This is a genomic window from Shewanella sp. HN-41 (assembly GCF_000217915.1).
Classification (GTDB): Bacteria; Pseudomonadota; Gammaproteobacteria; order Enterobacterales; family Shewanellaceae; genus Shewanella.
Map to the genome: position 1 here is coordinate 35,746 of NZ_AFOZ01000018.1, position 24,188 is coordinate 59,933.

General features: G+C 44.8%; 17 protein-coding genes and 1 pseudogene. 3 read left to right on the plus strand and 15 right to left on the minus strand.

Annotation, left to right across the window (positions count from 1 at the left end; all coding sequences use genetic code 11):
* Positions 1 to 69: 69 nt before the first annotated feature.
* Positions 70 to 2,976 (plus strand): TonB-dependent receptor domain-containing protein, encoded by a 2,907-nt coding sequence (locus tag SOHN41_RS07035; RefSeq protein WP_007647062.1) that lies wholly within the window; start codon positions 70 to 72, stop codon positions 2,974 to 2,976.
* 333 nt (positions 2,977 to 3,309) lie between these two features.
* On the opposite strand, the gene SOHN41_RS07040 is transcribed toward SOHN41_RS07035, so the two are convergent.
* On the minus strand, positions 3,310 to 3,825 hold the full coding sequence (locus tag SOHN41_RS07040; protein WP_007647064.1) for a lactoylglutathione lyase family protein: 516 nt from the start codon (positions 3,823 to 3,825) through the stop codon (positions 3,310 to 3,312).
* A 200-nt stretch (positions 3,826 to 4,025) separates the two neighbouring features.
* Here SOHN41_RS07040 and SOHN41_RS07045 point away from each other — a divergent pair, with 200 nt between their 5' ends.
* Positions 4,026 to 4,970 carry a LysR family transcriptional regulator gene (locus tag SOHN41_RS07045; RefSeq protein WP_007647066.1) on the plus strand — a complete coding sequence of 315 codons (945 nt, stop codon included), beginning with the start codon at positions 4,026 to 4,028 and terminating at the stop codon, positions 4,968 to 4,970.
* Between the two features lie 7 nt (positions 4,971 to 4,977).
* Here SOHN41_RS07045 and SOHN41_RS07050 read toward each other — a convergent pair whose 3' ends face one another.
* From SOHN41_RS07050 to SOHN41_RS07110, 11 genes and pseudogenes are all read right to left on the minus strand, one after another.
* On the minus strand, positions 4,978 to 5,352 hold the full coding sequence (locus SOHN41_RS07050) for a hypothetical protein (protein ID WP_007647068.1): 375 nt from the start codon (positions 5,350 to 5,352) through the stop codon (positions 4,978 to 4,980).
* A 241-nt stretch (positions 5,353 to 5,593) separates the two neighbouring features.
* Positions 5,594 to 5,896 carry an AzlD domain-containing protein gene (locus tag SOHN41_RS07055; RefSeq protein WP_007647070.1) on the minus strand — a complete coding sequence of 101 codons (303 nt, stop codon included), beginning with the start codon at positions 5,894 to 5,896 and terminating at the stop codon, positions 5,594 to 5,596.
* On the minus strand, positions 5,893 to 6,672 hold the full coding sequence (locus SOHN41_RS07060; protein ID WP_007647072.1) for an AzlC family ABC transporter permease: 780 nt from the start codon (positions 6,670 to 6,672) through the stop codon (positions 5,893 to 5,895). Before SOHN41_RS07060 ends, SOHN41_RS07055 begins: the two co-directional genes overlap by 4 nt.
* A gap of 144 nt (positions 6,673 to 6,816) precedes the next feature.
* Positions 6,817 to 7,109: pseudogene (locus SOHN41_RS07065) on the minus strand (helix-turn-helix transcriptional regulator); the annotation flags it as partial.
* Positions 7,110 to 7,332: 223 nt separating this feature from the next.
* Positions 7,333 to 7,797, minus strand: a complete 465-nt coding sequence (locus SOHN41_RS07070; protein ID WP_007647076.1) for a hypothetical protein — start codon at positions 7,795 to 7,797, stop codon at positions 7,333 to 7,335.
* A 1,402-nt stretch (positions 7,798 to 9,199) separates the two neighbouring features.
* Positions 9,200 to 10,906: a HEPN domain-containing protein gene (locus SOHN41_RS07085; RefSeq protein ID WP_007647078.1), complete on the minus strand. Its 1,707-nt coding sequence runs from the start codon at positions 10,904 to 10,906 to the stop codon at positions 9,200 to 9,202.
* 488 nt (positions 10,907 to 11,394) lie between these two features.
* The gene (gene panP / locus SOHN41_RS07090) at positions 11,395 to 13,044 is read right to left on the minus strand and encodes a pyridoxal-dependent aspartate 1-decarboxylase PanP (RefSeq protein WP_007647082.1); all 1,650 of its coding nucleotides are present in this window, start codon (positions 13,042 to 13,044) and stop codon (positions 11,395 to 11,397) included.
* 229 nt (positions 13,045 to 13,273) lie between these two features.
* Positions 13,274 to 14,446: a glycerate kinase gene (locus tag SOHN41_RS07095; RefSeq protein WP_007647088.1), complete on the minus strand. Its 1,173-nt coding sequence runs from the start codon at positions 14,444 to 14,446 to the stop codon at positions 13,274 to 13,276.
* Between the two features lie 82 nt (positions 14,447 to 14,528).
* Positions 14,529 to 15,887: a GntP family permease gene (locus SOHN41_RS07100; protein WP_007647089.1), complete on the minus strand. Its 1,359-nt coding sequence runs from the start codon at positions 15,885 to 15,887 to the stop codon at positions 14,529 to 14,531.
* Between the two features lie 321 nt (positions 15,888 to 16,208).
* Positions 16,209 to 17,216 carry a catalase family peroxidase gene (locus tag SOHN41_RS07105; protein WP_007647091.1) on the minus strand — a complete coding sequence of 336 codons (1,008 nt, stop codon included), beginning with the start codon at positions 17,214 to 17,216 and terminating at the stop codon, positions 16,209 to 16,211.
* A gap of 274 nt (positions 17,217 to 17,490) precedes the next feature.
* A complete protein-coding gene (locus SOHN41_RS07110) occupies positions 17,491 to 18,720 on the minus strand; it encodes a sugar diacid recognition domain-containing protein (protein ID WP_007647093.1) in 1,230 nt (409 codons plus the stop codon).
* Positions 18,721 to 18,964: 244 nt separating this feature from the next.
* Between SOHN41_RS07110 and SOHN41_RS07115 the strand changes: the two genes are divergently transcribed.
* Positions 18,965 to 20,452 carry a M4 family metallopeptidase gene (locus SOHN41_RS07115; protein WP_007647095.1) on the plus strand — a complete coding sequence of 496 codons (1,488 nt, stop codon included), beginning with the start codon at positions 18,965 to 18,967 and terminating at the stop codon, positions 20,450 to 20,452.
* A gap of 56 nt (positions 20,453 to 20,508) precedes the next feature.
* Here the strand turns inward: SOHN41_RS07115 and SOHN41_RS07120 are convergent, their stop codons facing one another.
* The 3 genes from SOHN41_RS07120 to SOHN41_RS07130 all read right to left on the minus strand — a co-directional run bounded on the left by SOHN41_RS07120 (position 20,509) and on the right by SOHN41_RS07130 (position 24,176).
* A complete protein-coding gene (locus SOHN41_RS07120) occupies positions 20,509 to 21,198 on the minus strand; it encodes a uracil-DNA glycosylase family protein (protein WP_037458387.1) in 690 nt (229 codons plus the stop codon).
* Between the two features lie 73 nt (positions 21,199 to 21,271).
* Complete coding sequence (locus SOHN41_RS07125) at positions 21,272 to 21,886, minus strand: hypothetical protein (protein WP_007647099.1); 615 nt, start codon at positions 21,884 to 21,886, stop codon at positions 21,272 to 21,274.
* Positions 21,887 to 22,088: 202 nt separating this feature from the next.
* The gene (locus tag SOHN41_RS07130; protein ID WP_007647101.1) at positions 22,089 to 24,176 is read right to left on the minus strand and encodes an MtrB/PioB family decaheme-associated outer membrane protein; all 2,088 of its coding nucleotides are present in this window, start codon (positions 24,174 to 24,176) and stop codon (positions 22,089 to 22,091) included.
* Positions 24,177 to 24,188 lie beyond the last annotated feature (12 nt).

Here is a 24,188-nt window from a genome sequence, read left to right on the forward strand (position 1 = left end):
TAGCTGATAACTGGGTTTTTACTTTGAAGGAACATATAAAAATATTTTAATGTTAAAGGGATATATAACATGTTTAAGGATTCTAAATTAGCCTGCTCAATTAAGCTAGCCTGTGCATTCGGAGTTGTTGCATCTTGCACTTTTCCTGTAATTGCAGAGGAAGCACAAGCAAATGATCAAATAGAAAAAGTTGCTGTAACTGGCTCTCGTATTGCTAAACCAGAATTAACTCAACCATCCCCAATCGTTAGTATTGGAGCTGAAGAATTGGCTAAGTTTGGTAACTCTGACCTTGCCAGCATACTTTCTGAGTTACCTTCTATTGGCGCGACGAATACTATTATTGGTAATAATAATAGTAATGAGAGCGCAGGTGTGAGCTCTGCTGACTTGCGACGTTTAGGTGCAAACCGTACTCTTGTACTCGTTAACGGCAAGCGACATGTAGCAGGCGAACCTGGTTCTGCTCAGGTTGATTTATCGACCATTCCAGCAAGCATGATTTCAAGAGTTGAAATCGTGACTGGTGGCGCCTCAGCTATTTATGGCTCCGATGCAGTATCTGGTGTTATTAACATTATCTTAAAAGAAAACTATCAAGGTTTTGAGTTTAATGCTCGGACCTCAGGCTCATTAGAAGGTGTCGGTACGCAAGAGCATTCTTTTGACATGCTAACAGGTGCTGATATTGTCGATGGACGCGGTAATGTGACTTTCTTCGCTGGTTATGACCGCACTAAAGAAGTGATGTCACGTGATATTCGCCAGTTTGATTCATGGGGAACAATTATCAACCCTGATAGTAAAGGGGAAGACGATGGAATTCCAGATAGATTACGCGTGCCGAAGGTCTATTCAGAAATGATTAGCGCTACGGGCGTTATCAATGCCTTTGGTGGTGCAGGTGGTCGTTGGACATTTGATCAGGCTGGTAACCCTCTAGTGCAAGTTGAACGTGACGGTGATAATAGTTTCGCATTTGGTTCTTTCCCTAATGGTTGTGATACCTGTTTTGATTCCGAGTCCTATGAAAACTACATCCCAGGAGTTGAGCGTATTACTGTTGGATCATCATTCAATTTTGATTTAAATGATAATATTCAACTATATAGCGACTTTAAATATGTTAAGGCGGATATTCGTCAACAGTTCCAGCCATCATTCCGTTTTGGTGATGACACAATTAATGTTGTAGATAATGCCTTTTTAGATGAAGGTTTACGTAAAACGCTCTTAGATGCTGGTCAAACAGAAGTTGTTTTTGCAAAGTTTTTTGATGAGTTAGGCAACCGCAGTGCCGATAATACCCGTGAGTTGTTCCGTTATGTAGGTGGATTTAAAGGTGGCTTTACTTTAAGTGAAACAATTTTTAATTATGATACTTACTTTGTATATGGTGAAACTCGAAATCAACGTAAAACATTGAATGATTTAATACCAGATAATTTTGTTGCTGCATTAGATTCGGTGATCGATCCTGCAACAGGTTTAGCTGCGTGTCGAAGCCAAGTGCCTAGTGCACAGGGGCCTGGGTATAAAGATCCAGCATCTGTCAACGGTGGTGATTGTGTTGCTTATAATCCTTTTGGTTTAGGCCAAGCATCCGCTGAAGCACGTGATTGGATATCTGCTGACGTTACACGTGAAGATAAAATTACTCAGCAAGTAATTGGTGGAACATTAGCAACCGATTCAGCCGAGCTATTTGAACTTCAAGGTGGCCCAGTTGCTATGGTTGTTGGTTTCGAATATCGCGAAGAAACTTCTGCTTCCGTTACCGATGAATTTACTAAGGCTGGATTTTTAACGAATGCTGCAACACCTGACTCTTATGGTGAATACGATGTAATGGAATACTTCATTGAAGTAAACATTCCATTAATCAAAGATTTAGCATTTGCTCACGAGTTAAGTGTTGATGGTGCTTATCGCGATGCTGATTACTCACATTCAGGGAAAACTGAAGCTTGGAAAGTTGGGTTGTTTTATGCTCCATTCGAACAACTGAGTTTACGTGGTACTTATGGTGAGGCTGTACGTGCTCCTAATATAGCCGAGGCATTTAGCCCTCGTTCACCAGGATTTGCTCGTGTCTCTGATCCATGTGATGCCGATAATATTAATGATGATCCCGATCGCGTTGCAAACTGTGCAGCTCTTGGCGTTCCTGTAGGCTTCCAAGCTAACGATAACGTTTCTGTTGATATTATCTCTGGAGGTAACTCTGAATTAGATCCAGAAACATCAACTTCCTTTACTGGTGGTATTGTTTGGGAACCTACTTTTGTTGATAAATTAGCGTTCACAATTGATTATTATGATATTGAAATCAAAGATGCTATTACATCAATTGAAGCACAGGTAGTTGCTGATAACTGTGTTGATGCAACAGGTTCTCCTGATAGTACATTCTGTTCTCAAGTTGACCGAGATCCTACTACTCATGATATTACTTTGGTTCGTTCTGGATATTTAAATACTTCAGCACTTTATACTAGAGGTATTGAGTTTCAAGCAAGCTACGGTTTGGATTTAGCTAGCTTTAACGCACCTGGTGAGTTGAAGTTTAATTTACTTGCAAACCAATTGCTTGAGCTTGAACAGCTCGAGTTCCAGAATCGTCCTGATGAAGTGAATGATGAAAAAGGCGAAGTGGGAGATCCAGAATTACAATTCCGTTTAAGTGCTGATTACCGTTTAGATGATTTAACTGTAAGTTGGTCAACCCGTTACATTGATCGTGTTGTTACTTATGATATATCTAAAAATGGTGGTTCACCTGAGGATTTAGCTCCTGGATACATTGGTTCTATGACTACACATGATTTATCTGCAACATATTATTTAAGTGATAACGTCATGATCAATGGTGGTATTCGTAACCTATTTGACTCTTTACCACCTGGTTATACTAATGATGCTTTGTATGACTTAGTCGGCCGTAGAGCTTTCCTAGGCATAAAAGTGAACATGTAATTTAAGCGATTATAGGTTTTTTAAGATGCAATCCTCATGGGTTGCATTTTTTTTAACCAATTAGATTAAACATTTTAGTTATGTTTGCATACATTTTGGCTGGTAAAGTAGATGCACTATACGATCAGAACTTAAATATAAGCCACTCGAATGAGTGGCTTGTTTTTACAGCATATTTTTAACGTAACTAGAAAAACGCATTTACAAAAGTATCGTGCATGACCAAGTGACTTTGGGGCCATAAATGAACGATAACGTTGTACAGCGACATATCCTAGTGGATAAAGAAAAATAGTCACATACTCAACACCCTGGCCAGCAAGGTATTACGGGTTATCTTTTCAACTCGTTGTATGCGCCACTGGCGTAATGTAATTCATAGCTGTGACTGTATATTTCTAAAATATTTCCGAAGGGATCTTCCATGTAAATCATGCGGTAAGGTTTTTCACCCGGATAGTAATAACGGGGAGCCTTCATGCGTTTTTTGCCGCCAGCGGCTACAATTTTTTCGGCTAATTCTTCCACATTTGGATCTTGTACGCAGAAATGGAAGATACCCGTTTTCCAGTATTCAAAATTGTTCTCTGGGTTGACTTGATTAGCAAATTGAAACAGCTCGACTCCAATCCTATCACCCGTTGATAAGTGGGCAATTTTGAACGAGCCCCAATTTGGCCCAAAGACATCGGTACACATTTGTCCGATAGCTGAGTCGTCTTCGACGATTTCAGTCGGTTCCATAATGAGATACCAACCGAGGATTTCGGTGTAGAATTTTACCGCGGCATCTAAATCGGGTACTGAAATACCAATATGGGAAAAGGTACGTGGATAAGGTTGATTCATGGTGACTCCTAATGAGTAAACAGCGATTGTCAGCTAAAACCTGTGCTGGGTTTGTGGTACTTCTGATTGAATGAACTCAGTTTACTGCGGACAAAACGCTATTAAAAATTATCAATAGTTCTTATTTTGATAATTTAAAATTATTAAAATGCGTTTTTTTAGCTACACTCATGATTTAACAATGGCTGTCTGGAACGATAATGCTAAATCAGCAATGGCTAATGACTTTTATGACCTTGGTTGAGGTGGGACATTTTACCCACACAGCCCATAAACTATTTATGACTCAGCCTGGCGTCAGTCAGCACATTAAAAAGCTCGAGCAGCAGGTCGGTGCGCCTTTATTGCAACGGATAGGTAAGCGTTTTGAATTAACCGCCGCGGGTGAGATCCTCTATCGTTACGCTCGTCAGCGAGCGATTGACGAAACTCAGCTACTGAGTCAGCTACAAACCGATCATGAGTATGTGGGCGATTGTCGCTTTGGTTGCTCAGGTGCGATTGCGAGTCTGCTTTACCCACATTTTCTTGAGTATCAGAGGCAACATTCTGGGCTGACAGTCACTATGGAGGCTGCGCCGAATAAACGTATAGTCACGGCCATTCTAGATAACCAGTTGGATATTGGCATTGTGACTCGGGTAGGTGATGAGGTTGAACTGAGTTATGAGGCGATAGGCCATGCGCCTTTATCCTTGGTATTACCCAGCCAGTATCGGGACCAAGTGCTGGATATTGAGTTGTTAAATCGCATTGGTTTTATCAATCACCCCGACGGGGAATATTACTTGCAGCAAGTGTTACAAACTAATTTTCAAACCTTGCCTAAGGGCGCAGTCTCAACGACAGTGGCTGCTCAAGATTTTTCCATACAATCCTCAAAAGTGGCATCTATTCGCCGGACTGGTTATGTAAATCAACTTAGCCAAATTTTATTACCTGTATCGAAAGGCTTAGGCTTTACTGTTCTGCCACAAAGTACAGTGGATGCCTTTATTGCACAGGAAAGTTTATGGTCTGTAAGGTTGGCGCAATCGGTGCGAGAAGCACATTATCTTGTTCATAAGTCACATAGACCACTGCCAAGGCGTTACCATGGCTTCATTGATTTAATTGGCCAATTAATAGGTAAGCAGGTTGGATAACTGTCTATTAACTGTAACTAGCTGAATAAATCAACAATAAAGGTAGTGGGACGGAAAATAGACCGATAAAACGGAATTTATTTTTGAAGTAGTGCGCCGACCATAGGGCAAACTTTCTATGCAATCTCGCAGGTGTGAACGCTAAGCCCACCCCGACGCAAACTAATACAATACCTATCGCAAAAATAGCCTGCGGAAACAGGGTATCGGCTGAATAATGGATAAAAATAAGACCCGCAATAATTCGGCTACTCACTTCAACAATATGGAAGTAGGGCTGCTCGCTAAATGAAATAATGCCCTTAGAGAAAGACTCAGGTTTTACTACCATCACTAGGTTTAATAACAGCATCAACAGACCAGCAAACGCAATAAAGTACATAGTGATCCCTTGATGTTGGAACTATAAATCCAGCGGTAAAATTTAGCACTCTCATTCCAGTGACACGCCCCTGTCGCCAACGGTCACTTCCATGGGAGTGCTTAATTGTTGTTAATTCCTGCGTAACTTTACCTCCAGTTTTTACACTATATCTTCCATTTTCGAGTAGATACATCAGTGTATATTCCCTTTTAACCATAGAGATATATGGATGTCCTCACTCTTCTAGCCAACCGCCTGACTAATGAATAACGAAAAATAGCCCCATACTCAACACTGTGGTCAGCAAGGTATTACGGGTGACGAGAGCGAGTACCGTCGCGACCACGGCGCAGATGAGGTAGCTGTTGTCCAAGCTGAGATCGAGCTGGCCTTCTTGCACAAAGACTATGGGCGCGAAGATAGCGGTGAGGACTGCAGGGGCTGAGTAACTTAAAAAAGTTTGGGTGCCCTTACTTAATCGCAGCGGTAATTTAGGTTCGAGTAGTAAATGACGACTGATAAACACGATCGCCGCCATCGAGAAAATCATTAACCAGATCATAGGGTTTCCTCAGTTTGTGTGGCTGTGGTTTCGGCTTTTACGGCTTGTTTATCTTCCCCGGTGACTTTGGCATAGAGCACACCTGCGGTCATCCCCGACAGGGCGGCAATTAAGAGCCCCGCCTGAATATTAAGCACGGCGCATACTACCGCTAAGGTGAGCGAAACCAGCACACAGACTAAGATGGACGGCTTTTTCACCGTGGGGACCACGAGTGCTATAAAGGTCGCAGCAATGGCGAAGTCGAGTCCTAATTCGCCTAAGTTGTCGATGGCATTGCCGGCGATAATGCCGAGCAGGGTGGCGAGGTTCCAACCGATATAAAAACTCAAGCCGCCGCCAAGGGCGTACCAAGGATCGAACCTATGTAACTTGCCTTGATTGGCGATGGCAAAGAGTTCATCCGTGAGCAAAAAGCCCAACGTTAGGCGCCACTTTAACGGCAAGGGACTGATCTGACTGCGCATCGCCATGGCGTATAACAAGTGGCGCGAAGTGATAAGTAAAGTGGTGATTAAGATACTCCACAGGCCAATACCGGCTTTGACCATCCCCAGTGCCACTAACTGAGCGGCACCCGCATAGATAATCGCCGACATGGCCTGACTTTCTATGGGCGTGAGCCCGACTTCAATGGCGAATGAGCCCGCTAAAATGCCCCAAGGTACAACCGCTATCGTCAGCGGCATCATGGCTAAGGTGCCTTTTAAAAAAGCCTTGGTTTTGGTGGGATGCGCGGGAGCAACCTCAGGTTCTATAAGTTTGTCGGTGGTCACTTAGGCTCCTAAAAATAGTGGCGACGCTAGGGCCGCGGTTAAACAAAGAATGCTTACATAAGGTTTGCTTACTCTGTTAAGACCACTCAGTGATGACAGGATGTAAGCAAGCATGAGCATGGCAGATTAACCTAAAGTGGTTGTTTAGGCTTGGATAATATTGCGGCCTATTTCTTTAGCAAATTGCCCTGGGGTTACGCCGACGGTCTTTTAAAATGCCGATTCAAATGACTTTGATCGTGAAAACCACAATCGAGGGCGACATCGAGTAGCCTGTGTGCCTTGTTTAATTTACCCTTGGCGAGTCTCACTCTGGCCTGAATTTGGTAAGCGTGGGGCGGTAAGCCGTAATAATGTTGAAATTGCTTGAGTAAATAATAGGGGCTTAATCCCGCAAGTGTTGCCAGCTCTCCAAGGGAGATATCGACCGCAGGGTGGATGTGAAAGAGCGGCCATGCCGTCAACGGTCACTTCCATGAGAGTGCTTAATCTCGTTAATTCTTGTGCATCTTTTAGCGGCAGTTTTCACACTATCATCTTTTATTTTCAAGTAGATGCTTTAGATGCACACTTTTTCATCTCAGAAACATGTGGGTGTCCTGTCTTCTTGGTCTTTTTTGGTATTTATGAATAAGAAAGCGTTAGTTGTTGTCGCTTGTTCTACTTTAACTTGAATCGCAATTGTTCTATCTGCTTATCGATAGACGCAACCTGTGTATCTGCTTGCTGCGCCACTGCCGACATTTCTTGCGCCAAGCTTTGCTCCCAAGTCGCTCCAGCAAGATTGTTATTGGCGTAACTTCTATCGTTTCTCAGCGCTACAATACGTTTATCCCTTTGGTCGATAATGAGTTTTCGGTCGTTCTCTAGTTTAGTGATTTCGCGGCTAATGCGTTGTTTATCAATAAAATCGGTGATTTCTTGTTTTTTATCTGTGTGAGTAATAGTGTTTGCATGGGCAGTATCAGGACCTTTAACGACGCTACCTATACCACTAAGGTCGACGGGTTGACTATTTTCATCACAGGGTTCGGCCTGATATTTCCCGTCGGCACAGTGATATACGGCGGCATTGGCCGAAAAAGGCTGGATAAGTGTAAGTAGCAATAATGATTTTCTGTCCATAGAACACCCCATTGTCGATTTTGGCTAGATTACTCTGTCGTGGCGTAAAAAACAAAACAAGGTCGTGGGGTTTCCCCCCACACCCGACCAAGGAGGACTGCTCGTCCTTGCACCTGCGAAAGCTAGCTCGGCATCCATGTCGAGACTCACGCAATTTATCTATTCGCCCTGCGGTAACACCGAGGGGAGGTGTATTCTGTTACTTCGGAGTTAACTGTTAATCCCGAGAGATTCAAGCCTGTCCTGTCTTTCTCTTAATTTCGTTAATTCCTGTGTACCTTTTTAGTCAGTTTTCACACTATCAATTTCCATTTTCAAGTCGGCACATCAGGACATATATTCACTTTTAACCTTAAAAATATGTGGATGTCCTTACTCTTTTTACTCTTTTTTGAGGCTATAAGTCCGTCTTTACAATTAAGCACTCTCATTCCAGTGACACGCCATGAACTCATCCCTGAGGGCTCGACGGCGGCATCCATGCCGCCAACGGTCACTTCCATGAGAGTGCTTAATCTCGTTAATTCCTGTGCATCTTTTAGCGGCAGTTTTCACACTATCATCTTTTATTTTCAAGTAGATGCTTTAGATGCACACTTTTTCATCTCAGAAACATGTGGGTGTCCTGTCTTTTTCCTCGTCCTATCCTCCTTGCCTATTGTTTTCACATCAGCCAAGACGCCCCTAACGGAGTTGAAAGCCCCTTGTGCTCATTGGCAAATTTGCTATCGCATCCGAAGGATGCGCTTTACATCCATGTAAAGCCCCCAGTTCGGCAGTCCCTGCCTCTCGCTCATAAGCGCGAAAATCACCGATTTTCATTCGCCCCTGCACCTGCGAAAGCTAGCTCGGCATCCATGCCGAGACTCACGCAATTTGTCTATTCGCCCTGCGGTAACTCCGAGGGGAGGTGTATTCTGTTACTTCGGAGTTAACTGTTAATCCCGAGAGATTCAAGCCTGTCCTGTCTTTCTCTCATCAGGACATATATTCACTTTTAACCTTAAAAATATGTGGATGTCCTTACTCTTTTTACTCTTTTTTGAGGCTATAAGTCCGTCTTTACAATTAAGCACTCTCATTCCAGTGACACGCCATGAACTCATCCCTGAGGGCTCGACGGCGGCATCCATGCCGCCAACGGTCACTTCCATGAGAGTGCTTAATCTCGTTAATTCCTGTGCATCTTTAGCGGTAGTTTTCACACTATCATCTTTTATTTTCAAGTAGATGCTTTAGATGCACACTTTTTCATCTCAGAAACATGTGGGTGTCCTGTCTTTTATTTGGTATGCCTGATCGTCTGTTATTTACAATTAGGGCATTTTAATAATTTAACAATAAGTGTCTCGTTAAATTAAAATGCTATGTTAAATGTGCTCGGGGGAAGTTCATTGAAACTTCATTTATGAGTTAACACAATTGCGCCATAGTAGCATTTTTCATCTGCACCACTGGAAAGATATAAAGTATTTACATATTCAATTTCAAAATCGATATTTTGGAGAAGTTTGCTCCTAATAAAATCTCTAACATCGGCTATACCGCTATTACGCTTGTTATGCTTTATTTCATAGGATAGGTGTTCATTTAATGTAAACTGGCCAGATTTAGCATCATGATCAATAACAAGACAATCAACAAAACTAAATCGATTAAGATCAATTTCTTCATGTAATGTTATGAAACTAGCAGTACCAGCTAGCTTATCTCTCGCCCTTTTATTGAGGTCGGCGTTATGTATAAATGGGTTAAATGTTTTGCTCATATTTTGAGCTATTTGAGTGTCACTAAAACCAAGTTCGCGAAACACAAAATACATTAAAAGCACTAAAAGACGATCCTTTAGTTGAACTTCTTTTGTGATTTCACCGTCTATCACAGTCTTGTAATCTAGGCCATGTGCAACAGAGTTCCTGAGCCTTTTCAACACATCAAAATCAGAATTGCTGAATGAAATAGCTTCTTTAATATCATTACTCGTCTTGCTCATTAAGAAATCATATTTGTGCTGTAGCGTGGGGTGGGAAGTATTTTTAAGGTTGGTAATAACACTCTCAATACCATCTATGACTAATTTTTCATCCTCGGAGAATTCATTCGATTCAATAAAAGTTTGCAACGTATCATTGAGCTGTGACCTTAGCTCGTTAAACTTCGCTCTGTTTAGTTTATGCCCTTTTCCCTTAGACTCCTGCTCGCAGTACATTTCAAGCGTTACAACGACAGATAAAATTCGATATTGCCAAATCTCTGTACGTGAGTTTGAAAAAGATACTACTAGGCGGTTCCATATTGTTCGGAACGATTTAACTTTGAAGTAGTTGGTTATGATCGTTTCCCAAAGCTCCCAGCCAGACACATTATTATAGTGACAGAGTGTGTCGTGATGATTCTTAAATGGTATTTTTTCGAAGATTATGCTTGAGAAAATGATGGATTTATAATCATGCCTCTTACTGGATGAGAAAACGTATAAATTTTTGATTGATAACGAATATCCCAGAAGGAGAGAAAAAAGATTTCGTATCTCTAATGTAAGCTTTTCTACTTCACGTAACGTAAATTTGTCATTTTTCTTTTTGATGATAAAGCAGTCTTCAATTTGGATTAGATGCTCAGTTGGTGTGGTTGTTGGTGATGATACATAACGGTGGTTTTCTATCGAGTAGTCATTTTTTTGATAGGTAAAGTCAACTAAAAACTTGTCTATGGCTGTATTTCGCTTTAACTCCGTGTCTGTTATTTCAGTGGTTCGTAATCTTTCAAACCAAGTTGAAATACCTGTAAGGTGTACTTCAAACTGGTCAATGTCATTCGAGAGCAAAGAGCCTGTAGTGATATATCTACAAGTTATCTGCCCACCTCTTTGAAGCTCTGATTGATGTAGAGTAAATGTTTTTCGCGAACCAATCTCATAACAAATGATTGGTAAATTGATTACTCTATCTTCATCTGCAAACAGCAAGTCGTGCTTATCGGTGTGAATTACAAGATTTAGGATTTGGCTTGCATTTATCGATAGAACACCAGTGTATTCTTCACAATCAAGACTAAACTTTACAGTATGCCTGTATTCTTCAAAGAAACTTAATTCCCTTTGCGACACTCTTGTATTCCCTTAAGTCTCATTAAAGAAATCACACTTTAATCAAGTAATAACGGAAAGGCTAGCAAAAAAGAGTAAGGATACCCACACCATCATAATTACTTTTGAAAACATAACCCCTATGGGCAGAGGTTGACTTTTCAACGCTGTTTTCACGGTATTTTTGCCAGCAAATTACACCGAGATTTGCTAAGGCGAATTCGATTGCGGACGTGACCTTCGATGACATGGATGTCATCGTAGAGCCGCCATGGATGGCTTCACGGCGTGTCACGGAAGCAGTTGAATTCGGCGTACAACAGAGTGATGGATAAATGCTTTGAACTCTACCCTACTTTTAATCTTAGAAGGGTTGCTAAAGCTTCTCGCTTGGCCAACGTTGCACTAACTTTGTATCACTAAGCAAACAGCCGCAAATAATTTACGGCTGTTTTGCTATTGAAGTGCTTTATTTGAGTTGCGATTTGTAACTTTCGCTAAACAACTCGCTATTCAGCCACCATCGCCATTAGCGCGGGCAAAAACTCGTTATCTAGTGCTGCGATTTCGCCTTGTTCGACCAGCACTTGATTGAGGATCTCATGGCTAGTCAAAGGGTTGGCGAGTACTACGCGAAACACCACGGTCGCTTGCCTAAAATAGCGGGCTGGCTGAATGCGGGTGCGGGAGACGAAGGATTTACCCTGTTCGCGTTGGTGCTTTTGAATAAACTGGGTCAGGCCATCGAGCAGCTCGTTAAAGCGCGCAAGTTTTACTGTGTCTGCTTGCTCACAGGCAAGCTGCATGACGGCTTGCACTTTAGCGGGGACATAACGATAGGTGAGCAGGCACAGCTCTGGTTCAGTGACCAGCTCAAAATCCTCATGGGCTTTGATTTGCTCGGCAAAATAGCCCGCTTTTTCAAGGCTGTTATTGATTAAGATTTCATACCCATCGCGGCCGATAATTTGCAAGCAAGCGTGCACTAACATTGCCATGCCGGGGCGTGAGCCTTCCAGGGTTTGGCTACCGAGATCCTTAGAACCGCGGCGCAGAATATATTCGGCGTGATGGGCAATGGCGTGGGCAAACTCTGGGTCCTTAAATAACACCATGCCCGCGCCCATGGGCACATACATTTGTTTGTGGGCATCGATAGTCACCGAATCAGCAAGTTCGATACCTGCGAGTAAGTGGCGGTATTTATGGGATAATAAACTCGCGCCGCCCCAGGCTGCATCCACATGGAAATGACAATTTAACTCTTTTGCGAGCGTCGCTAACTCAATCAGCGGGTCAACATTACCTGTCTCAGTGGTGCCAGCCACGCCAACAATCGCCAATACCTTGATATTTTTACTGGCAAGTTCAAGGGCCGCTTGGCGCATTTTAGCCACATCGACCTTGTTATCACTACCCGTGGGAATGCTGATGATATTGTCGCGGCCAATGCCAAGCAGATCGACGGCTTTGCCCAGCGAATAGTGACCGCGCTCCGAGACTAAAATCGCTAAATCATCATAGCCATAGTGGCGCAGCGCCTTGAGTAACCCTTCGCGGGTCACGCCTTTAAAGTCGCCATCGGCCCTTAATAATTGATTGCGGGCAATCCACAGGGCGGTAATGTTGGCAACTGTGCCGCCGGAGCAAAATGCCCCGAGGGAATGATTGGCGCTGTGCATCCAGCTTTGATAAAAATCCGTATCTTGGGCGTAAATCAAATGGTGCATCATGCCGAGCACTTGGCGCTCAAGGGGCGTAAATGCCTTGGATGTCTCGATTTTTACCAAGTTTTGATTGAGCCCCACCATCATCTTCGACAGCGGTAACACAAAGTAGGGCAGTGCCGAAGTCATGTGGCCGATAAAACTGGGCGCCGCCGTATGGACCGAATGGGCCACCAGATTTTGCATGATCTCGTCGGTGTAATCGGAGACAAAACGCGGCTGAGTTGGGATCTCAAAGGCCTGAAAATCGGTTTCAATTTCCGATAAGGGCTTTTCGAGCGCGGCAATGCTGTCACCCAAAAAACCTGCTAAATCCTCGGAAAGCTTCTGCTCGATAATACTTAAGGTCGATTCTGCATCTTCCGGCACAGTAAATATGCGCATCAGACTGGCTTCGGATGCCGTGGCTTGGCGAGGGAGTTTTTGAGTCATGGGGCTTGCCGTCTATTAATTCTTATAGTGAAACCGCAAATTTGTTCAAAGAGTATAACCAAATCAGTGACTCTCGAAAGCAATCAAGGCGGATTACCAAAAAGGGAGCTCACTTTACTGCAAGGCCTTTTAGTCATCAAGCATTAAAATCTAGTGCAGGCTCGGCGGCGAGGTAAAAAACAAGGCGCCATGTGGGCGCCTTTGCTCGATTTTCCCTTGGCCTTATGGTCTAGGGTTTGCCTAACATCAGCACAGCACCAATATTACGGGCGGTGTTACAAAGGTTTAGCTTGGCATTGGCCAACACATTCTCAAGCGAACTTAGGGCCGGAATAATAGGGAAAATTGCCGACATACCTTGATCCAGAATGGCATTGGCGTTTTCACCTAGGCAGCCGGCAATACCAATAGTGGGAATCCCCTGCAGTCTGGCTTGCTTTAACACGCCCATCGGGGTTTTACCAAATACAGTTTGACCATCGATGCGGCCTTCACCTGTGATCACTAAATCGGCACCGCGAATTTTGTCAGCGAGGCCAACGGTTTGCATTACAATCTCGACACCGGGTTTGAGTTCGGCATTTAAAAAAGCCATCACACCAAGGCCCATACCGCCCGCCGCACCCGCGCCAGCTTGCCCACGGTGATCGGCAACGCCACTTTGGACTATCATATCGGCGTAGTGGGCAAGGGCCGTATCTAGCTGCTTAACCATCTCGGGGGTAGCGCCTTTTTGCGGACCAAAAATCGCCGATGCACCACGCTCACCACACAGAGGGTTGTCAACATCACAGGCGACTTCGAAGCTACATTGGCTCAGTAGTGGATGGGCGTTTGTCATATCAATACGGGCAAGATTGGCTAGCGCAGCGCCGCCAGCGGGCAAGGTTTTACCTTGGCTGTCGAGCAATAAAATATCCAACGCTTGGGCCATACCCGCACCACCATCGTTGGTGGCACTGCCGCCTAAGCCTAAAATGATGTGCTTTATCCCCCGATTAAGCGCATCACAAATCAACTCGCCCGTACCATAACTTGTGGTGAGCAGCGGATTTCGTTGCTCCCTTGGTACATGGTGTAGCCCAGAGGCTGAGGCCATTTCAATTACGGCAATAGCACCAGTATCTGAATGAGTTGCAGCACTACCATTTGAACCATTGCCGAGGATGCCATAGTGCGCCTGTACTCTATTTCCGAGTGGGCCCATGACCTCTAAATTGACAATACTGCCACCTGTGGCATCGACCATAGACTGCACTGTACCTTCGCCGCCATCGGCAACGGGGATTTTGACTATATCGCAGTCGGGGAGCACTTGTTTTAAGCCCTGTTCAATCGCGTTGGCGACTTCGAGTGCGCTTAAGCTTTCTTTAAAGGAGTCGGGGGCGATAACTATTTTCATTAAAAATCCTACAACTAAATGGGCGCAGTATGCGCCCAAGGACACAATATCGAATCAAGGTCAAACCAAGGTCAAATCAATATTAGAGCAAGACTAAGCTCAGCACATACACAGTCACCATGGCGGTGACACCTTGGATTAGGGTTGCCATGGTTTGTGCCTTATAGGCTTGTTTCACACTCATGCGGCTAAATTGGGTCACGACCCAGAAAAAACTGTCATTGGCGTGGGAAACCGTCATCGCGCCCGCACCAATTGCCATTACCGTTAATACGCGGCCCATATCGCTGCCAAGACCTATATCACCTAGCATAGGCGCAACCAGTGCCGAGGTCGCAACTAACGCCACAGTGGATGAACCCTGCGCCGATTTAAGCGCCGCGGCGACGATAAAGGGCATAAAGATACCGATACCTAGCGCCGACAGTGAGCTACCTAAAAAGTCGCCTATAGGCGTGGCTTTTAAGACTGCACCAAAGGCGCCACCCGCACCTGTGATCAAGATAATCGGCGCGGCTGTGACGAGTCCTTGGCTAATGCGCTCACTAAATTCACTGATCTTATTCTCACCTTTTAATAACAACAGGGATAAAAACAGGCCAATCATCAGGGCATTAACGGGCTGGCCGAGGAATACGAGTGCGGTAAATAAACCTTCTTTACCTAAGGGAGCCGAGGGGAAATTAGCGATGGAACCTAGACAAATTAATATGATCGGCACAAAAATTGGCGCGAAGGCTTTTAGTGGATTGGGCAGAGTGCCATAGCTTTTTTTCAGTGATTCATAATCATCTAGCTGTGCCTTCAGCTCTTCTGCACCTTCACCATCGGGCTCAACATCGGCAAAACGGTTTGCCCATAACATACCCGCAAGCGCGGCAACGGCGGCGACAAATAGACCCACGCCGATCACTAAACCTAAATTAGACTCTAAGCCTAAGTTACCTGCGGCGGCGATAGGGCCAGGCGTTGGCGGTACAAAGGTGTGAGTGGCATACAACCCCGTGGCTAAGGCAACGCTCATGGAGACACTAGAGACCTTCATGCGGTTAGCCATGGATTGTTTTAACGAGTTTAAGATCACAAAGCCCGAGTCACAGAATACGGGGATAGACACGAGATAACCTATGATGGACATAGTGAGCGTCGGGAAGCGTTTACCCAATAGCTTGATCACCACGTCGGCCATGGTAATGGCTGCGCCGCTCTTTTCGAGAATAATCCCGATAATCGTCCCCAATACGATCACTAGGCCGATATAACCTAAAATATTGCCAAACCCTGTGGTAATGGTTTTAGCGATTTCTCCGCTCGGTAAGCCATAGGCGAAGGCTGCGATAAAGGCGGCTAAAATTAAGGTTAGAAAGGGGTGGAGTTTAAATTTTGAGGTCGCGAAAACAATAAATGCAATCACGCCGATAAGAATAAGCACTAAGTTCATAGTTTGTCCCGTTCAGTTCTTGGCTGAAGTTTTTGAGTAAGTTTCTTAAGTGAGTTTTGACGGATATTGTAGGGCGCAGTGTTCATTTAGGCCTGAGTCCAAATGAAGGCTGCCTTAAGGTCATCCTATTATTGTGCAGGCATATTTGAATAGCTTTGGCTAAACCGACGGACTTACCGCCATATGACAGGCTATTTTTGTGCGCATGCACAAAAAGACTTAAGTGAATTCGAATGTAAGAGGGTTAATTTTGTCTATAGAGTTGGCAAATATGGCTATTTGCCAACCTTAACAGGAGAGACTGGGCTTAACTCGGCGCACTTATTGACGACGAATAAAGGATTCTACATAGGCGGCGGTTCGGGCATTGAGTATAGGATCGGCCGATGCGGCAATGCCCTTAGGTAATAACAGCGGGTTGAAAATGCCTTTATCACACTGTTGAACTTGGGGATCGTTATCTCGTTCACCGTTAATCACCACTTGGCCGACGAGCAAACGCTGGCGAGTCTCAGGCCAAATCACGGTTGGATCATTAATCTCATCGCCCGCTTCAGCCAGTTGAATATAGAGGTTCCATTGTGCAGGCTGGGTTTTAATGCGCTGGAGTAGTTCAGCCTTTAAAAAATCATCGCCAAGCTCAGCCAGTTCGCTGGCTGACAACGCCGCCGTGCCTGCGACGGGTTCAAAAATCCACTTACCCGCGACCGTTTCACCTTGCTGGGCGCTGTCTTTTTGCGTACTAAACAGGAAACTATTTACGCCATAGTAGCGGCTGTTGGCGAAACTTGGGCTGGGAGGCAGTTGTTTTACATAGTCGAAAAAGGTTTTAGCGCTGGGTTGATTGTCGATAAGCCACTGTTTACCTTCAGCGCCCTGTTTCACTTTGGTTTGAAAGTTAAAAAACTCTTCAAGATTACTGGCAAAGAAAACGGGAATATTAGTTGTGACAAAGTTAAGGTTTTCTTTATCGCCATCAATTTTGAGTGACATAAAGCGCCCTGCGGTTTTATCGGAGATCTGCGGATTTGTGCCGCCAAGGGAAAAACGGGCAGTGATCTTAATCGAATCTTGATTAAAAAATGGGATCGCCAATGTTTGTTGTAGTTGCGGATCCGGTTTAAAACTGCCTGAGGTACAAAATCCTTTAGTGTGATTGCGCAGTTTGACTTTTTTACCCGCCTCGCGACTTGCCGCATCGGGTGTGCCATTAACGGCATCGACCAGCTCGGGAATGGTTTTTTCGGCAGCGATTAATGTCGGTGAAGTCAGTGCAATACCACTAATTAGACAAGCCTTGGCGAGTAAAGTCAGTTTGATGAGGTTCATAGCAATTCCTTTTAATGGACTGGGTCGAGCGTTCGAAATGTCGACGCGAGACGGTTATCAGAGACTATAGGAAAGGGGATACGGTATAAATCTTTCAATCAGGCTTCCAATAAATGCCAAGTTTTATTCAATGACACGGAAATAACGTCAGTACTTTTTATGATCTCTATCTGTTTGCCTGTTTCTCGTTGGCTCCTTAAACCCATCAGCGACTCAATCCGTCACACCGCTAGGCATAGTTGCTAAACCTATGTGCGGTTAAACATAGAGGCTGTTAAGTTGAGCCAGTCGAAGTATCAATCAATTGCCCAAGATACAGGCTTAATAGCCCATGCAGGGATTGAATATCTGTTTTAGTGAGCTGCTGAATTTTATCTAGTCGATATCTTAAGGTATTACGGTGAATAAACAGGGCATTAGCACATTGCTGCGCATCACCAAAGTGGGTGATATAGGCGGCTAAGGTTTTGCGTAATTGACCGTTTTTATCGGCCTTGGCGAGTTGTTGATAGGGCATTGCCAGTGCCTGACCACGCCAATCATGTTTAAGCCCTGCGAGTAGCACTTGCAGAGAATAATCTTCAAACAGGTATTTAGTGCCTTCAGGATTGAGCTGTTTACCTATGTTCAAGGTTTCCTGCGCCGTTTGGTAAGAGCGCGCTATACCGCCTTTTTCGGGGAAAAAATGGCCTAGGGCAATTTTAAAGTTTAAATCCATCTGGGCGGGTAAACGTTGCAGCAATTTATCAATACGTTGGTTTTCAAGTTCAGGATCCCATTGTTTTCCGTCCAAAAAAGCCGGTTTTAAGATCACTAGCTGTGACATGGAAGTCATGGCGATTAAATTGCCGCGATCAGGATTTTGCAGTAGATGTAACACTTGTTTTAGGGTTTCGCTCACTCGGGGATTTTGCCTATCATTGCTTTGCTCAGCCTTGCTTAACCCATTAAAAGGGGGCTTGTCCTCTACAAGGGGGTGTCGGTGCTTTTCACTGACCTCAATAATGGCCGCGACCCGTGGTTGGCTGATATCAATGTCGAGTTGTTTGGCCCAGCGGTGTAGTTGCTCATCATCAACGGTTTGTGCCTTGATCAGTTGTAGAATAAATTCTTCCCGCTGGCGGTTCTCCCACTGCAATTTATCCTGCAAATTAGCTTGTTCGACTATCATTTCGGCGGTCATTTTGAGTAACTCGCCGTAATGGGCGAACTCACTGGGATCACCTGTAATGCCGACAACACCTATGATTTGTCCTTGATAATGCAAGGGTAAATTGATACCGGGCTTAACGCCATGGAGCCCTGAGGCTACTTCCTGACTTATTTCCACATTGCGATTTTGTGCAATCGCCAGTAGCGCGCCTTCATGAGTAGAACCAATACGTTTAGGATCTCCTGAACCTAGGATCACCCCTTGGCCGTTCATCACATTAATATTGTGGCCGATAATTTTCATCGTACGACTCACAATTTGTTTGGCAATTTGCTGATCTAAAACATACATAACTAACCTTAGATTTCAGTCTATTAATAAACATTGCATGGCTAGATTTACTGATAACCAAGCCAATAGCAAGCGCCTTAAAAAAGCAGGTGTTTTTATAATCTTCTATACTTATTTTGTATTTGGTTTGTTAAATTATTAACCGTAATGCAACAAATTAATTTGTAAGCCTGTTTTATTTGTGACACTTTGTATCCGCTGAGTGCCGTCTATCCAGCATCGGAAAATGACAAAGGACATGATAATGAAGATCTATACCTTACCTTCGGCTCTGGCTATTTGCATAGCGAGCAGCTTGCAAGCACAAGCAGTTGAAATAAAAGTTAATCATGGTCAATCGCTTCAATCTGCGGCGGGATTAAGCCAAGGACATAGTTTCAAAGAAACGAAGGCGATTACCACTGCCCGTGGGCAGAAAAAAACCAAAGAACAGCAATATTACAATGGTGTATTGGTCTACGGGCATCATTTGGTTGTGAGCCACGATGGTTTAGCGCAAACCGCCATGGGCGACGTTGCGCAAATCGAGGATGATTTTTCCGTGGAAGCGGGGATCACTCAAGGTCAGGCAATTGCGGCGCTGAATAAGCTATATCCGGGATCGGCGGCATCGGGTAAAAAAGAGATTGAACTGGTCATTTTAATGGAGGGGGGGGTGCCTAGATTGGTGTATCGCGTTTCTTACTTAAGCGATCAAACCGATGAGCTTTCTCGACCAACGGGCTTTGTCGATGCACAAACCGGTGATGTGATCAGGCACTGGAACGAGATCATGACCGCGAAAGGAGGCAAACCTGGCGGTGGTGGCTCAGGTGGGGGCACAAGCATATCTTTTGATGCCTCGGGTCCGGGTGGAAATGCCAAAATCGGTCAGTACTATTATGGTAGCGATTATGGCTATCTTAAGGTGAGTGAGTCTAATAGTGTTTGCACTATGCAAAATACCAATGTGAAGACTGTCAATATGGCGAATGCTACGCGCCGTGGCACGACTTACTCTTTTACCTGCCCTGAGAATACCTACAAGTTGACTAATGGTGCCTATTCACCGCTCAACGATGCCCACTACTTTGGTGGGGTCATTTTCAACATGTATAAAGATTGGTATAACACCGCACCATTGACTTTCCAGTTAGAAATGCGGGTGCATTATGGTCGCAACTATGAAAACGCTTTCTGGGATGGCTCGGCCATGTCCTTTGGGGATGGAGCAAGTTACTTCTATCCCTTGGTAAGCTTAGATGTGTCGGCCCATGAGGTGAGCCATGGCTTTACCGAGCAAAACTCAGGGTTAAATTACAGTGGTCAATCGGGTGGTATCAATGAGGCTTTCTCTGATATTGCAGGTGAAGCGGCCGAGTATTATATGCGTGGCAGCAACGATTGGAAGGTGGGTTATGACATAGTCAAAAGCTCGGGGGCGCTACGTTATATGAATGATCCCACCCTGGATGGGCGCTCTATCGGTGATGCTGCCGATTATACCAGCAGTATGGATGTGCATTACTCTTCCGGTGTGTATAACAAAGCATTCTACTTGTTAGCGAGTAAAAGTGGTTGGAATACCCGTAAGGCATTTGATGTATTTGTATTAGCAAATCAGTTGTATTGGAATCCAACATCAGGTTTCAATCAAGCTGCCTGCGGAGTGCAAACTGCGGCAAATGACTATGGTTACTCCGTTGCCGATGTGACTTCCGCATTTTCATCTGTAGGTGTTACTTGCCAGTAACATATTGATTTTAGTGATACTAAGACTAGAGCCTCGAGCAATTAACTCGAGGCTCTTTAGTTTGATGGGGGCAGTGAAACCTCGAGTAATGTTGCAATCCTTTGCCTCAGTCTTGGCAGCATATCGCGTTCAAACTCAGGGTGTTGCTTAAGCCAGAGATTATTGCGTGGGCTAGGGTGTGGCAAAACGATAAACTTGGGCCAATATTGCTGCCACTGTGCCGTTGCCTGAGTCACTGTGATGCCCTTTGCCTTCGCTCTTGCTTGCGTATTGGGAGTGGGAGCTGAGCTTGTATTTGTCGGGGTATCTATAGCGGTTGTATCAATCCCATTAGAGGCTAAGTGGTAATCGATGGCATATTGGCCGAGGATCACGATTAACTCTATTTGTGGCATCAGCGCCAGTAGTTGCCTATGCCAAGTGGCGGCGCATTCGGGCCGAGGCGCCTTATCGCCCAATTTTTTACCGTTTTTCTCTATGCTTCCTGGAAAACAAAATCCCATTGGCACTATGGCAAATAGGGTAGGATCGTAAAATTGCTCACGGGTGACATTTAACCAAGCGCGTAGCCTCTCACCGCTGGCATCATCAAAAGGAATGCCTTTATGGTGAGTTTTAATCCCCGGCGCTTGGCCGGCAATTAAGATCCGTGCCTGGTGACTGGCTTGTAAAATAGGTTGAGCTGGTAGCGGCAAATGGGCTTGGCAGAGTGTGCAGGCCCTGATTTTTATTAATAGCGCGTCCATGGCAGTTAAGCCTATTGGTTCCGGCGCTTGCCCTTGTGCTTGTTTCACCATATTGAGTATCTAAGCCGAGTATTTAAGCCAGTGAGGATTGGAACATGACTAGCGTTTGGTATAGCCAGTAACCAAATAGGCCATAGCCACCCACTAAAGCTAAATAATTTAATAGTTTAGGTATTTGTTTCGGTGTAGAGGCTAAGCCAATATGGGCAACGATAATGGCAAAAAGCGCTAGCGGGGCAATGATATAGCTTAAGCCTAAAATCGTTAATGCCCCAAGGCTGAGGATCCAGTCGGCTTTTGCATGGACGGTTTTATCGATTTGATGGAGTTGCAGTGGCAGTAAGATCAGCCCTGTGCCTATGCAGATAATGCCGACATTGAGGGCGAAATCGCTCCAGCCCCTGTGGTCATAAATGGCCAGGGCGACGGCAATCAGCGGTATAAGTAAGGCGCAGATCACATGACGCTTGGCAAAAGTACGGCTGTGATAGCAACCAGCAAAGAAAAATAATCCCTGTAAAAGGAGATTGATTAAGGTAAAGCCACCTAGGCCTAAAATGATGAATAGGCTGGCCGTGCCACCCGAGGGATCGAAGGCAATGGCGGGCACTGGGAGTAAACTTAGCCCGAGTAATGCGGGTATAGATGCCAAGCGTTGGGGTTGGGGGGGCGACAAATGATTCAACATGGTTTTAGATGATTAACGAAAAGATTGAATTAAGATCCGCTAAAGTGACTTAAAACTCAAGGAATAAGCTTTTTATGGGCGGATTTTCGCGCCAGAGTCTGATCTTATTCAAGAATTTGACTTTTATACTGCCACAATCGTTAAACTACAAATAAACAAAAGCCCGCAGGAAGCGGGCTTTTGGATCGCAGTGAACCGCGTACTAGAGTTTGTAACTCAGACTGAGCATGATCATCTGTGCCGTGTAGTCATGGCTATTGCTACCAAAGCCTACGACGTTCCAGATCCCATCGACGGCGATATCATTGGCGGCGTCATTGTCCTTATAGTTCTCAACTTTGTAATCGAAGCGCAGCGCCATTTTGTCGGTGGCTTGATATTGAGCATATAAGTTAATGTTATGTACTTTGGCAAAATAATCGCCATAGTCGCCCGTGATACCTTGTCTGACTTGAGTGTTACTGTCGGAGTCTGAGTAGGTGTAATCCAGTCCTAAACGTAACTTGTTCTCGAGCAGGTTGTTATAGCTGACACCTGCACCAATTACATCCACTTTGTCCTCAATGAAACCTTGCCAAGTAGGTGTGCTGTAATTGCTGCTTCCCGCCTGTTCAGATTCAATGGTTTGGTGGTTGTAGAAGGCCGTTGCCAGTAAGTCGGCGGTGATCATATAGCTGAGATTGGCATCGTAACTGGTGTCTTTTGACTCAGTTAAACCAATCACAGTATCGGTATAATCATCTAACGCATAACGGGCGCCGAAGTCGATAGTCAGGCTCTCCATCGGCGTATGAGTGACGCGGGCTTCCACTTGGGTTCTGTCACGATCCGCTAGGTTATACTTACGTAACAAACTGTTGGTTTCAGAAGAAGTCCATTCAGAGGCTTGATATTGTGAGCCATCACGATTAGCGTAACTGCCTTTTACCCACATGTCCCACATATCGAAGCTATTGACTCTAAAACGTGCCCAAACGGTGTTTTCATCCGTGGTTTCACGGTCTTGATAATCACGTTGGTCACGCTTGAAATCATAACCACCGTCCAGCTTCATCCCATGGGTAATACGGTAATCTGCAGCCACTTTGAAGCGTTGACTGCGATTATCGTAAGGGGTGTTATAGGCCACCTTACCGTTGACATTATTGATGCTGATCTGGGTCCATTCTTCGATTTGGGTGTTGTTATCACGGTCGTGGTAGTCATAACTACCCGTTAAGCGCACAGAATTACTCACTTTGCTGACGACTTTGAGGTTCATCCCGAGCAGATCAACTTTGGCATCCACGGCTTCTGTGGGCACTTGATAGCCATAGCCTGAAGTGACTAAGGCCTGATCTTGGCTCATTTGCCCTGCCAGTATGCGACCCGATAACACATTAGTGCTGTCGTTATATTGACCCATTAGTGTCACTGTGTGCGACTGATTATCTGGGTCAAGGGCGATAGCACCGGAGGTTTGGGCACCAAAGGTGGGATTGAATGCACTGTCAAAATTTAGCTGGTTGTATTCGTTTTTGAAAATAGAACCATTGTAGTTAAGTGCCGTGAACCAACGATCACCTTTAAGCTTAACGCCAGCTTCTATGGTATCTGTAGTGTAATCCACAGGCTCGGCGAGCATCATCGATTGGTTGAAGAAACTACCTGAGGTTTGTTTTAAACCGGTTTTTTCTTCACGCATATAATTTACATAGGTGCTCCACAGGGATTCGCCTTGGTATTCAAAACCTAAACCTGTGCGTTCACGTTTAAGTGATAGCTCCAGTGAGTTCAGGCTATCCATCAATAGCGGCATTTGGCTGCTTGAACCGGCGGTAATCCAGTTATCAGGCAGGGTCAAATGGTCGCTACCGACACCTGAATAGGGTGTTAGGGCGCTGTTGGTGTCATAGGTGGCAATTTGGCGGTAGTTAACATTGACATTGTATTGCCCTTGTTTGCCCGCATTCACATCTAAGCGGCCACCATCCATGCCCAATTGATAGGCTTCAATACTGGCACGGTAACCTTTCTCCCCTTTGAAGCTTAAATCGGCGTCGAGCTTACCCGCCACTTCATTGGAGGACCCAAAGGCATTGGCGGAGCGAATATCGTCTTCACTGTTATAGCCAACACCTACACCGACGGTGCCGGATGTGCCCGTTTCAACGACGCAGCCTTTACAACTCCAAGCGGAGAATTTGACTTTGTCAGTATTGGCATTATTGATGCCATAACCATCGGCTGCCACTGCAAAACCTGTGTTTGCCAATAACGCCAGAGTGATCAAATTGAGTTTAAATTTCATTTTCTCGTCTCC